This is a genomic window from Vreelandella jeotgali Hwa, from assembly GCF_000334215.1.
In the GTDB taxonomy this organism is placed as follows: Bacteria; Pseudomonadota; Gammaproteobacteria; order Pseudomonadales; family Halomonadaceae; genus Vreelandella; species Vreelandella jeotgali.
This window is the reverse complement of the sequence record NZ_AMQY01000003.1, coordinates 109,711-121,842: the sequence shown is the minus strand read 5'-3', so window position 1 is coordinate 121,842 and position 12,132 is coordinate 109,711. Positions and strand designations below refer to the sequence as shown.

Genomic DNA, 12,132 nt, shown 5'->3' with positions numbered 1-12,132 from the left:
TTATAGGTAAACTGATCATTGCTTTGGCAAAAGCGCACTTGCAAGCATACGACTACCAACGGGCTTGCAACATGATATATCGTCACAGTTAATTCACATAATCAACAAATAAAACTTGCACATATGGCACCATAAACGCAATAATTTGGTGATTGGCGAACCTGTAACGATACATTTAAAAAATGATTAATATTGACCAATATTAAAAGGGATCTTTAAAAACTATCCCGCTCAAGAAACCAAAAATCAAATCGCAACAAAAGGACAGCCCAGTGGAAAACGGCCAAAAGAAACTAAAAGAGCTCTTTGATGGAAGAAAGATATTTAAAATACCAAACTACCAGCGTGCTTACGCATGGGAAGACTCAAAGCATCTCCCCGACTTCATTGAAGACATTGAAAACCAGTCTGTGGACAGATATTATTTTCTAGGAACAATCCTTTTTCAGGAAAAAGGAGGAAAAAAGTCCGGGTTTGACATAATAGAAATTGTAGATGGCCAGCAAAGAATAACTACCGTTATAATATTCATGAAGGCATTACTTTATGAGCTTGGTCAAAGGCTTTCAAAAGAGGAGTATGAAGATAACGGGCTAGACTTGGCATATGAAACTTATATAGAAAGTCGAAAAAGACCTAAGCTTCAAGCAATATCGAGCGACGACGACTTCTTCCAAACCTATATCCTCGATGACGATGATGGTTCTCAGTTTATAGAAACACCTTCACAACGCCGGCTTTTCAAAGCCAAGAGATACTTCACAGAAATACTTAAAAAGTACGAAACCAATGACCTTATAAACCTAAAAATAAAGGTAGATGAATCCACCAATGTTTTAACTTATTCTGTAAAAGATTCCGCAGAGGCAACGCTTATATTTGAAACAACAAATGATCGAGGTAAAGGATTAACGAACCTCGAAAAGATAAAAAGCTTTTTAATGTATAAAATATATTTATCAGCAGACGATGATGTTGATACCCGATTAACATCAATACAGCAAAGATTTACAGATATTTTTCGTGACCTGGAGATGTTTGATGGGAAGATAGATGAAGATACTGTCCTACAATATCATTGTATAGCATTTGAAAGATGGAAAGACAAAGATGACTACCAAAATCCTGTTCAGTATATTCGCAAAAAGCTAAACCCTCTTATTAAACAGGGTTCAAATAAGGAGGCAGTAGACTTTATAGAAAGTTTTAGCAAGAAGCTCAAAGAAAGCTTCCGGATAATGCGTGACCTTTTGAGGAGCAATTCTAGCAGCTACAGGGACTTATCTTGCTTGGAAAGACTAGGAAACTTCAATCCGCTTTTGCTAAAATGCCTCAAGTTTGACAAAACAAAGGAGAAAATAAAGTTCGACACCGCTTGCCAATTACTGGAAATATTTAGCTTTAGAATTTTTGCCCTGCAGCAGAACAGATCCAACACCGGACAGGCTAAGCTATTCAAAGAAGCTCGTGACTTTTCCGGAAAATTTGATCCACTTTTTGATCATCTTTCAGATCTTATAGGGCATTATTCACCTAAAAAGAGGTTCAAAGAGCACTTGGAATACACAGATTTTTATCAGTTCATGTCCTCAAGGGATATGAGCTATCTTATGTGGAAATACGAAAACTTCTTGAGGCAGACGGAGCAGCCTATATGCACTAGCATGTCAGAAAAAGAGTATCGAAACCCTGGTCACAAAACACGACTAACCGTAGAGCATATAGCATCTCAAAATCCTGAAGAACATGGCATCATTCACAACAAGGCCATACTGCCCAAGATTAGCGAATCTTTTCTTGATAACCATATACACAGGCTTGGAAACCTGACATTTGACCCCGCTTCAGCAAATTCATCCAAAGGCAACAAAAACATTAAAACTAAAAACTCTAAACACTTTAAAAAAGCACCTTACAAAACACAAAACGAACTGGAAACATTCTTGGATAACGGTGAATGGAGTATTGACTCAATAGAAAAAAGAGAAGCTAAAATTATTAAATTCTGCCTGAAAAAATGGAACCCTGATTATGTTAAATATTAGCAAAACTCATAATAGTGGTAAAATAAATTTCAACCTATAGAAATCACAATAGCATCATAACTCCATGAACCAATGTGTTACACCCATAACTAACTCACATGCAATGACATTGAAACCAAAGCGCCGATAAAGCCGGACGTTGGCGGCAAGGTCGGTTTCCAGATAGCCGACCAGCCGGCGTGCGCTTAGCTCATCGCACAGGCGCTGCATTAACGCGCTGCCGATGCCCTGACCCTGGTGCTTTGGCGCCACCGCCAGCGGCCCCAGATGGCCGTGGCGGGGTATTTGGGCATCGCGTTTTTTCCAGATTCGCGTCCAGCAATAGACGCGCCACAGGCCACGCGGGCCGCTGGCCGCGAAAAGGGCCGGAAGGGCGCGTAACTTGTCCATCAGCGCCGGCTGGCAACAGCCGGGCAGCGACAGGCCGGCCACGCCTACCAGTTCACCGTCGATAAAAGCACCCAACACCACGCCGTTGACCGCCTGACGGTGCATAAAGGGGGCGAACATCGCGGTCAGCGCGCACCGGCGACGCTCGGGATCATCGCCGAACGCCTGGACGTGGGTAGGGTTATCGCGCATGCCCAGACCCAACAGCTCACTGGCAGCGGGTATGTCGGCGGCGGTCAGGCGGCGGAAGCGCAAAGCCGTCATCAACGCTCTCTCTTGCGGGTACCAACAGGTGAGTTGAAGCTATCTAAACAGCAATAGCATAGCGCGTACTGCGGCCGCCACCGGGCAGACGCTCCAGACAGCGCTTGTCCAGCAGGTCGGTCAAATCCCGGGTAGCCGTGGCTTTACTCACTTTGGCCAGCGCCTTGTACTGACGCGCATTGATGCCGTGCGCAAACTCATCGCCGGCCGTGTCCAGGAGCCGATTCAGCACTTTAATCTGGCGCGCATTGAGTACGGTGGCCGCGTGGCGCTGCCAGAAATGCGACTTCGCCAACACTCGGTCTACTTGACGCAGTGCCTGTGTCAGGGCCTCTTTCAGCGTCTGCACAAACCAGGCAAGCCACCGGGTAATATCAAGGCTGCCGCTCTGGGCCTGCTCCAAATGATCATAATAGGCTTGTCGGCGATCCATGATGGCCGCGCTTAAAGAATAAAAACGCACCGACTGGTGCTCCGCTTGCGCCAGCGCCCGATCCGTGACAGCTCGGGTCACACGGCCGTTGCCATCGTCAAACGGGTGCAGCGTAAGCAGCCAAAGATGAGCAATGCCGGCCCTCAGCAGCGGATCAAGCCGCGCCGGCGGATGATTGAACCAGTACACAAAATCCGCCAGCTCAGCTTTCAGACACTTTCCTGGCGGCGCTTCAAAATGCACGCGAGGCTGATTAATACGCCCCGATACCACCTGCATGGGCTGCTCCCCGCGTAACTCCCCGATGCGGATGTGGGACACCAAACCCGCTCCATGGGGGAACAGCATCGACTGCCAGCGACACAGCTGCCCAGGCGATAGCGGTGTATCCGGCTCATGGGTGGCCATCAGCAAAAGCTCGACCAGCGATTCTGCTTCCGGTGTGGCTCGCTCTTGAACGCCGGCTTGCTCAAGCCCCAAATGACGTGTGACGGATGAACGCACCGAGCCGACATCCAGATGTTCGCCTTCAATTTCGCTGGTACGAATGGCGTTTCTGATCAAGGCATCTCTTTCCAATTCCCGATCAAGATCACCGGAGGACGCTTCAGCGCGCCCCAGCAGCCGGCCCTGAAGCAAACGCACGGCGTTCAATTCAGGGCCAAGCACGGCCTCGTCCCAGACAAATTGTGGCCAGTCGGACTGCTCCCAGATATACATGAGCCAAATACACCGCCTAATCGAATCATTTTATGAGCCGATTATGGCAAGTATTCGGCTCAACCGACAATCACATCGCTGATGGCCCGGTTCAGGTTAGGGGATCTTGGAATACAGAGTCGTTGGTGGTCAGGCGGCAAAGCCACGTATGATCAGGGTGATTCCCCAATCACCAGCCAAGGAGCCAACATTGTTGCCCGAGAGTAAAACCGTGGGGCTTTTTCTGGTCACTGCGCTGGCGGAAATCGTCGGTTGCTACCTGCCTTACCTGTGGCTGCGAGAGGGCAAAACGGCCTGGCTGCTGGTGCCCGGCGCGCTGAGCCTGGCGGCTTTTGCCTGGCTGTTGACGCTGCATCCCACCGCCGCGGGCCGGGTCTATGCGGCCTACGGCGGCGTCTATATCTTTACCGCGATCATGTGGCTATGGGTGGTGGACGGCATCAAGCCTACCGCATGGGACCTGGCCGGCTCCGCCGTGGCGCTGCTGGGCATGGCGATTATCATGCTGGGGCCAAGGGTTTCTTGAAGGCATTTTTAAAATATCGCTTCAAAACAGCTCCTATCAGATATCATGATATCCAAAAAATCGTTAAAACGGCTATAATGGGCACCACCATATCCACAGGTACCCGATATGCCGCGTTTTCTTTTGCTCGACGACAGCGACGTGCAGCAGGCGTTTGCCGCCTACCTGCGCCGCCGGCGTGAAGAAGAAGGGCTGTCCCGGGAGGCGCTGGCCAAGCGCAGCACCGTGCCCGCCTCCACGCTGAAGAAATTCGAGCTAACGGGAAAAATTTCCTTCCGCCAGCTGCTGCTACTGTGGCAATGCCTGGACGACTTGAAGCGCCTGTATGAGCTGACTCAGGCACCGCAACAGGACCCTAACCGCCAGCCCACCACCATTGACGAGGTGCTGAAAGATGGCTTTTAGCCCCGTGCCACGGCTGAACGTTGAACGCACGCTCACCAGCGGTGAAAGCGTGCTCGTGGGTACGCTAGCGCAAAGTCGTCAGGGCGTATTTTTTCAGTACCATGAGGACTATCCTGCCCGGCTGGGCAACCTTTCCCCTTTTACTCTGGACGCCACCACAGCGCTGCAGAAGGCGCCCGGAGAACCCCACGAAGGGCTGCACGGTCTGTTTGCCGACTGCCTGCCGGACGGCTGGGGGCGGCTATTGCAGGATCGCGTATTTCGCCAGCACGGCATTTCCCCGTCACAGGTCACCCCCATGGATCGGCTGGCTTTCGTCGGCAGCCGCGGCATGGGAGCGCTGCGCTTTGCCCCAGCTTCAGAATGGCAGCCGTCCGATATCGAAGAGACGGATATGGCAACGCTGGGCCTTGAAGCCGAAGCTCTGTTTGATGGCCAGACCAGCGACGTACTCTCTGCGCTGGTAGCGGCCGGCAGCTCCGGCGGGGCCCGCCCGAAGGCTCAGCTATTTTTTACGGCGGATGCTCCCGGCCAGTGCCGCACCCGCCCCAGGCGCGGCGATGAAGCATGGCTGGTCAAATTCACCTCGCAAAATCTAGCCCTTGGGCACGAAGAAGGCCTGTGCGAAGCGGTGTATTTAGCGCTGGCGAAAGCTGCCGGGCTTGAGCCGCCCGAGTGGCAGCTGTTGGAAGCACCCGACAGCAGCGGTGCGCGCGCCTGGCTTGCGCTCAAACGGTTTGACTGGCACTGGCCAGACGGCTCGCAGAGCCCGGGGCGATGGCACATGCACAGCGCCTGCGGCCTGCTGGATGCCGCCTATCGCGCCCCCAGCCTGGACTACCTGGATCTCATCAAGGCCAGCCGGCAGCTGTGCCGCTCACCCGCTGCGGGGCAGCTGCAGTTTCGCCGTGCCGTATTCAATTTACTTGCCAGCAACCAGGACGATCACAGCAAGAACTGGGCGTTTTTACAAAGCGACTGCGGCCGCTGGCGGCCGGCACCGTTTTATGACGCCACCTTCAGCCCTCACCCCTTTGACGAACACGCCACGGCCTTTATGGGCTACGGCAAGCGTCCGCCGCTGGCCGCCATGCAACAGCTGGCAAGCGCCGCGGGGTTTGATGACTGGCCCCAGGCCCAGCACTGTATTCAACAGATTGCCGACGTGCTCACGACGTTTGCTGCCAAGGCCCGAGACTACGGCGTCAGCGAAGACACCATAGCGGAGATTCAGACAGTGCTTGATCAGCGCCGCCGGGCCAACAGCGCGCTGCTGACGTAGCCAACTTGCGGACACCGCCAGGGCACCCGCAGCAAGTCACTACCTCACTCAATATTCTGCACCTGCTCGCGCATCTGCTCGATGAGCACCTTGAGTTCGACGGCGCTGCGGGTGGTCTCGGCGACCAGCGATTTGGACGACAGGGTATTGGCTTCGCGGTTGAGCTCCTGCATCAGAAAGTCCAGCCGACGGCCTTTGGAGCCGGGCTGAGCAAGCTGACGGCGGACTTCCTCGACGTGAGCATCGAGGCGATCAAGCTCTTCGGCAACGTCACTTTTTTGCGCGACAAGCACCAGCTCCGCTTCGAGTCGCTGAGGCTCAAGCTCGGTACGCGCAGCGTCCAGGCGTTCAAGCAGCTTGTCGCGCTGAGCCTGCTGAATACGCGGCAGCCATTCTCGCACCTTGGCGACTTCCCGGCTGACGCCATCCAGCCGCTGGCGTATCAGCTCGGCAAGCTTCTCGCCTTCCCGAGCGCGGGCATCCAGTAGTTCGTCCAGCGCGCGGGCAAACAGCGTCCGGGCGGCGTTGAATATCGCCTCGCTGTCGCGATGGCCGCTGTCCATCACGCCTGGCTGATTCAGCAGATCCAGCGCGGTGGGTGCGGCGGTGCCGGGGACTTCGCGCTGAACGATCTCCAGCGCGGCGGCAAGCTCGGCCAGATAGTCGGTATTCACCGCCGGGGCGTGGCCGGCATCGGCGGCGTCCAGCTTTAGCGTGCATTCCACCTTGCCTCGGGCCAGGCGCTGGCGCAGAGCGTCACGAAGAGGCGGCTCCAGCGCGCGCAGCGGCTCGGGCAGGCGGAAGGTCGGTTCCAGATAGCGCTGATTGACCGAACGCAGTTCGACTTTCAGGGTGCCAAAATCGGCAGCCTGCTCGGCGCGGGCGAAGGCGGTCATGCTGTGAACGACGGCGGTATGGCTCATATCGGCTCCTTGTATTGGCGCCCGGTAGCGACTCCCGGCGGGGACATTGCGGGCCAGTTTATCTGAAATCCCGCCGAGGTCGGGCAGGGCATGTACAATGGCCAACCCGATTTTAACCATGAGGTAGCCCATCATGAGCAAGGTGTCTCACCCCGAGGTCATCCGCCCCAGCGACCGCGCACCCGACGAGCCTCGAGCCGTGCGGCTGACGCGCAACTACACCCGCCACGCCGAAGGCTCGGTAATGGTGGAGTTTGGCGATACCCGGGTGCTGTGCAACGCCAGCGTTGAGGCCGGCGTGCCGCGCTGGCTGCGGGGCAAGCGCCAGGGCTGGGTAACCGCCGAATACGGCATGCTACCGCGCGCAACCCACACCCGGGGCGGGCGCGAGGCCAAAAGCGGCAAGCAGGGCGGGCGCACGCTGGAAATTCAGCGGCTGATCGGACGTAGCCTGCGCGCGGCGGTGGATCTGAAAAAGCTGGGCGAATTCACCATCACCGTGGACTGCGACGTCATCCAGGCCGACGGCGGCACCCGCACGGCGGCGATTACCGGCGGCTGCGTGGCGCTGGTCGACGCGCTGCGCTACCTGCAGCGGGAGAAAAAGATCAAGGGCGACCCGCTCAAGCAGCTGGTTAGCTCGATCTCGGTGGGCCTGTACAAGGGCATGCCGGTGGTGGACCTGGACTACCCCGAAGACAGCAGCGCGGATACCGATATGAACGTGGTGATGACCGCCGACGGCGGGCTGATTGAAGTTCAGGGCACCGCCGAGGCGGGAGCGTTCAGCCGCACCCAGCTCAATGCCATGCTCGACCTGGCCGAGCAGGCGGGAAGCCGGCTTGAACGCTATCAGCGCGAGGCGCTGGAAATGCGCGACCAGGCGTCGAGCCTATAAATCAAGATCGTATTCGACGATCAGCGGCGCATACTCGGAAAAGGTGGCGTCGTAGTCGATCCAGGCGTCGACGACGTGGCGGCGGAAATTGGGACCGACCAGCTGATAGTCGATGCGCCAGCCTTCCTGGCGCGTCCGGGGCCGGTCCTGGTCAAGCCTGGGCCACCAGGTATATTCGTCGGCGTCGCGGTTGATTTCGCGGAAGGTATCAATAAAGCCGATGGGCCCCAGCACATGGTCCATCCAGGCGCGCTCTTCGGGGCGAAAGCCCGATGTCAGTTGATTATCCGACCAGTTGGCCAGATCCAGCGTCTTGTGCGCGACGTGCCAGGTACCGCAAATGATATACTCGCGGCGTTTGCGCGCCATTTTGCCCAGATATTCCTGGTACTGATCCATGAACTGCTGCTTGGCGCGCTGATCGCGGCCGTCGGGCATCAGGAAAGACACGATGCTGAAACGGTCGTAATCCGCCTGCAGAAAGCGCCCTTCATGATCACACTGGGGAAACCCCAGCCCGTACATGATTGCCTTGGGGATTTTGCGGCAATACAGCGCCACGCCGGCGAAGTCGTCATCCTCGGCATCCAGGAAATAACCTTCGTAACCGTCGGGATAGAGAATGTGATCGCTCAGCTCGAAGCTCTTGACCCGGGTATCCTGCACGCAGACCACATCGGCATCCTGCTGCGCCAGCCAGTCCAGGAAACCACGCTCGACGGCATCGCGAATACCGTTGACATTGATGCTGGCAATTTTCATAGATCGTCCCTTTTGCGTCGCTGGTGTATGATACCCGACGTTTCCACCTTTGGGTAAATCCCCCGGGCAAAAATAGCGAGGAAAGCCGTGGCCGCATCCCTGACAGACGATTCAACGGACGTCGGCACAGACGCTCCCGACAGCCGCCTCAAGCCCTACCAGCGCGATTTCATTGCCTTTGCCATCGAGCAGGGCGTGCTCCGATTCGGCGACTTTACCCTGAAATCCGGCCGTGTCAGTCCATACTTCTTCAACGCCGGGCTGTTCCGGACCGGCGGAGCACTGGCGCGCCTCGGGCGCTTTTATGCCCGGGCCATCGTCGACAGCGGCCTCTCCGCCGACGTGCTGTTCGGACCGGCGTACAAGGGCATTCCGCTGGCCGCCGTCACCGCTGCGGCGTTGGCCGACCACCACGAGCGCGATATGCCCTACGCCTTCAACCGCAAGGAAGCCAAGGCCCACGGCGAGGGCGGCAGCATCGTCGGCGCGCCGCTTGAAGGCGATATTTTCATCATCGACGACGTCATCACCGCGGGTACCGCAGTGCGCGAAGTCATGGACATCATCGAGCAGCACAGCGCCCGCGCCTCCGGGGTGATCATCGCCCTCGACCGCCAGGAGCGCGGCCAGGGCGAGCAAAGCGCGATCCAGGAAGTCGAGAGCACCTACGGCATGCCGGTGGTGAGCATCGTCGGCCTCGACCAGGTGCTGGCCTATCTGGAAGCGCACGCCGGTCCCGAGATGCAGCCCCACGCCGAGGCTATCCGCGACTACCGCGCGCGCTACGGCATCAGCTGATGTCGGGCGGCAGCGCAGCGCCGGCAAAGCCGTTCTGCCGCCAGGCCTCGAAACTCACCAGCGCCACGGCGTTGGACAGATTCAGGCTGCGGTTGTTGGGCTGCATGGGAATCAACAGCTTGTGCGACTCGGGCAGGTTTGAGTGGGCCTCGGCTGAAAGGCCGCCGGTTTCCGAACCGAACAGCAGCACGTCACCCGGCGCAAAGGCGGCATCGGTATAAAAGCGCGAGCCGTGGGTCGTCAGCGCCCAGATCGTGCGCCCCTGCATGACCGTTTGAAAAGCGCTAAAATCCGCGTGCCGAGTGACGTTGGCCGCGTCGCGGTAGTCCAGCCCCGCCCGGCGCAGCTTGCGCTCTTCCAGATCAAACCCCAGCGGCTCGATCAGATGCAGCCGGCAGCCGTTATTGGCGGCCAGGCGCATGATGTTGCCGGTGTTGGGCGCCATGCGCGGCTCGAACAGCGCAATCTCGAACATGCTGGCTCTCTCGGGGCAAACCGCCATTATGGCAGCCCGCGCGCTGAGCGCGCCAGCGGATCATTGGCTCGCCACGTCCTTTTCACTCCCGGCAGCCCTCGCTTTATGCGGAAGGAGTCAACGCCATGAACCCCGGTATCGCCCAGCGCCTGCGCGGCCTGAACCCCAGCCAGCAGGAAGCCGTGCGCGCCATCGACGGCCCCTGCCTGGTGCTGGCCGGCGCCGGATCGGGTAAAACCAGCGTGATTACCACCAAGATCGCCTACCTGGTGCAGGAATGCGGCATGAGCGCCCGGCGTATCGCCGCCGTCACCTTTACCAACAAGGCCGCGCGGGAAATGAAGGAGCGTGTGGGCAGCATTCTCAAGGGCAAGGAAAGCCACGGCCTGCGCGTCTCGACCTTTCACACCCTGGGGCTGAATATCATCCGCGGCGAACTCAAGGCGCTGGGCTACCGGCCGGGGTTTTCGCTGTTTGATCCGGAAGATGCCCGAGCGCTACTGCGCGACCTGATGAACAAGGACGCCCAGGTCGACGCCGACCAGATCAAGGCCGTGCAGGGGCAGATCTCCCAGTGGAAAAACGACCTGGTGCTGCCCGGCGAAGCGCTGTCCCACGCCGCCGATGACAATGCCGAGCTGGCCGCGCGGGTCTACGAAGCCTACGTGCGCCACTTGCGCGCCTACAACGCGGTGGACTTTGACGACCTGATTCTGCTGCCCGTGGTGCTGCTGCGGGATGACCCCGACGCGCTGGCGCGCTGGCGTCGCAGGATCCACTACATGCTGGTGGATGAATATCAGGACACCAACGTCAGCCAGTACCTGCTGGTCAAGCTCCTCATGGGCGAGCGCGCCACCTTTACCGTGGTCGGCGACGACGATCAGTCGATCTACGCCTGGCGCGGCGCGCGGCCGGAAAACCTCGTCACCCTGGGCGAGGACTTCCCCCGGCTCAAGGTGGTCAAGCTGGAGCAGAATTACCGCTCTACGGGTACCATTCTGCGCGCGGCCAACGCCCTGATTGACCACAACCCCCACGTCTACGAGAAAACGCTGTGGTCGCAAATGGGCGACGGCAGCGCCATTCGCGTGGTGGTCAACCGCCACGAAGAAGCCGAAGCCGAGCGCGTGGCAAGCGAAATTCTCACCCGCCGGATCAAGGAATCCGCCGCCTGGAAGGATTTTGCCGTGCTGTATCGGGGCAACTTTCAGGCCCGGCTGCTGGAGCTCAAGCTGCAGCACTACCAGATTCCCTACAAGCTGTCCGGCGGCACCTCGTTTTTCTCCCGGGGCGAAATCAAGGACGCCATGGCGTACCTGCGCCTGCTGATCAACCCGGGCGACGACAACGCCTTTCTGCGCATCGTCAACGTGCCCCGCCGGGAGATAGGCCCCTCGACCCTGGAGAAGCTGGCCAACTATGCCAACGACCAGGGTACCGAACGCGGCGTGTCGCTGTTCGATGCCTGCCACGAAATGGGGCTATCCCAGCACCTGCCCGAGCGCGCCGTGGAGCGGCTGACGCGCTTTACCCGGTTTATTGACGGCACCCGTCGGCGCATGGACGAGGGCGACGCCATGGCCGCCATTCGCCGGATGCTCACGGAGATGGACTACGAGGCCTGGCTGTACCAGAACGCCAGCGCGCCGAAAGTGGCCGAGCGGCGCATGGCCAACGTGTGGACGCTGATCGACCAGCTGGAAAAGTCTCTCGATCGCGAACCGGAAGACGAAGGCCCCGACGATACGGACTCCACGGCCACCCAGACCGACAGCGTGGAAGACGCGATTTCGCGGCTGGTGCTGCGCGATATCCTCGAACAGCAGGCCGAGGAAGACGACTCCGACCGCGTGCAGCTTTTGACCATGCACGCTTCCAAGGGCCTGGAGTTTCCTCATGTGTATTTGATGGGGCTGGAAGAAGACCTGCTGCCCCACCGCAACGCGGTGGAAAACGGCACCATAGAGGAGGAGCGTCGGCTGGCCTACGTGGGCATTACCCGAGCGCGCCGGACGCTGACGCTGACGCTGGCTCGCCAACGCAAAACCTACGGCGAGCTATCCGACTGTACGCCCAGCCGTTTTCTCGACGAACTGCCCGAAGCCGATCTGGAATGGGAAGGCCGCGCCGACAAGGAAGACCCGGAAAAAAAGCAGGCCCGGGGGCAGAATGCCATCGCCGGGCTGCGTTCGCTGCTGGATTAGCGTC

Annotated in this window: 12 protein-coding genes; 7 read left to right on the top strand and 5 right to left on the bottom strand. The window is 58.1% G+C overall.

Annotated elements, in window-relative coordinates; all coding sequences use genetic code 11:
* The first annotated feature begins 272 nt into the window (after positions 1 to 272).
* The gene (locus tag C793_RS0101575) at positions 273 to 2,045 is read left to right on the top strand and encodes a DUF262 domain-containing protein (RefSeq protein WP_017429191.1); all 1,773 of its coding nucleotides are present in this window, start codon (positions 273 to 275) and stop codon (positions 2,043 to 2,045) included.
* A gap of 54 nt (positions 2,046 to 2,099) precedes the next feature.
* On the opposite strand, the gene C793_RS13310 is transcribed toward C793_RS0101575, so the two are convergent.
* Both C793_RS13310 and C793_RS0101565 read right to left on the bottom strand, forming a co-directional pair.
* Positions 2,100 to 2,699: a GNAT family N-acetyltransferase gene (locus C793_RS13310; RefSeq protein ID WP_017429190.1), complete on the bottom strand. Its 600-nt coding sequence runs from the start codon at positions 2,697 to 2,699 to the stop codon at positions 2,100 to 2,102.
* Between the two features lie 43 nt (positions 2,700 to 2,742).
* A complete protein-coding gene (locus C793_RS0101565) occupies positions 2,743 to 3,852 on the bottom strand; it encodes a Fic family protein (protein ID WP_017429189.1) in 1,110 nt (369 codons plus the stop codon).
* Positions 3,853 to 4,045: 193 nt separating this feature from the next.
* On the opposite strand from C793_RS0101565, the gene C793_RS0101560 reads away from it, so the two are divergent.
* The 3 genes from C793_RS0101560 to C793_RS0101550 all read left to right on the top strand — a co-directional run bounded on the left by C793_RS0101560 (position 4,046) and on the right by C793_RS0101550 (position 6,065).
* Positions 4,046 to 4,378: a YnfA family protein gene (locus C793_RS0101560; RefSeq protein WP_026106040.1), complete on the top strand. Its 333-nt coding sequence runs from the start codon at positions 4,046 to 4,048 to the stop codon at positions 4,376 to 4,378.
* A 108-nt stretch (positions 4,379 to 4,486) separates the two neighbouring features.
* Positions 4,487 to 4,783 (top strand): helix-turn-helix domain-containing protein, encoded by a 297-nt coding sequence (locus C793_RS0101555; protein ID WP_017429187.1) that lies wholly within the window; start codon positions 4,487 to 4,489, stop codon positions 4,781 to 4,783.
* Complete coding sequence (locus C793_RS0101550; protein WP_017429186.1) at positions 4,773 to 6,065, top strand: type II toxin-antitoxin system HipA family toxin; 1,293 nt, start codon at positions 4,773 to 4,775, stop codon at positions 6,063 to 6,065. Before C793_RS0101555 ends, C793_RS0101550 begins: the two co-directional genes overlap by 11 nt.
* 44 nt (positions 6,066 to 6,109) lie before the next feature.
* Here the strand turns inward: C793_RS0101550 and C793_RS0101545 are convergent, their stop codons facing one another.
* The gene (locus C793_RS0101545; protein ID WP_017429185.1) at positions 6,110 to 6,988 is read right to left on the bottom strand and encodes a YicC/YloC family endoribonuclease; all 879 of its coding nucleotides are present in this window, start codon (positions 6,986 to 6,988) and stop codon (positions 6,110 to 6,112) included.
* Positions 6,989 to 7,121: 133 nt separating this feature from the next.
* Between C793_RS0101545 and rph the strand changes: the two genes are divergently transcribed.
* The gene (gene rph / locus C793_RS0101540; RefSeq protein ID WP_017429184.1) at positions 7,122 to 7,886 is read left to right on the top strand and encodes a ribonuclease PH; all 765 of its coding nucleotides are present in this window, start codon (positions 7,122 to 7,124) and stop codon (positions 7,884 to 7,886) included.
* On the opposite strand, the gene C793_RS0101535 is transcribed toward rph, so the two are convergent.
* Positions 7,881 to 8,648, bottom strand: a complete 768-nt coding sequence (locus C793_RS0101535) for an exodeoxyribonuclease III (protein WP_017429183.1) — start codon at positions 8,646 to 8,648, stop codon at positions 7,881 to 7,883. The two genes, rph and C793_RS0101535, sit on opposite strands and share 6 nt — an antisense overlap.
* Before the next feature lie 87 nt (positions 8,649 to 8,735).
* On the opposite strand from C793_RS0101535, the gene pyrE reads away from it, so the two are divergent.
* Complete coding sequence (gene pyrE / locus C793_RS0101530) at positions 8,736 to 9,446, top strand: orotate phosphoribosyltransferase (RefSeq protein ID WP_017429182.1); 711 nt, start codon at positions 8,736 to 8,738, stop codon at positions 9,444 to 9,446.
* On the opposite strand, the gene C793_RS0101525 is transcribed toward pyrE, so the two are convergent.
* A complete protein-coding gene (locus tag C793_RS0101525) occupies positions 9,439 to 9,921 on the bottom strand; it encodes a tRNA (cytidine(34)-2'-O)-methyltransferase (protein WP_017429181.1) in 483 nt (160 codons plus the stop codon). The genes pyrE and C793_RS0101525 overlap by 8 nt on opposite strands.
* A gap of 125 nt (positions 9,922 to 10,046) precedes the next feature.
* On the opposite strand from C793_RS0101525, the gene rep reads away from it, so the two are divergent.
* The gene (rep, locus tag C793_RS0101520; RefSeq protein ID WP_017429180.1) at positions 10,047 to 12,128 is read left to right on the top strand and encodes a DNA helicase Rep; all 2,082 of its coding nucleotides are present in this window, start codon (positions 10,047 to 10,049) and stop codon (positions 12,126 to 12,128) included.
* The last annotated feature ends 4 nt before the right edge of the window (positions 12,129 to 12,132 follow it).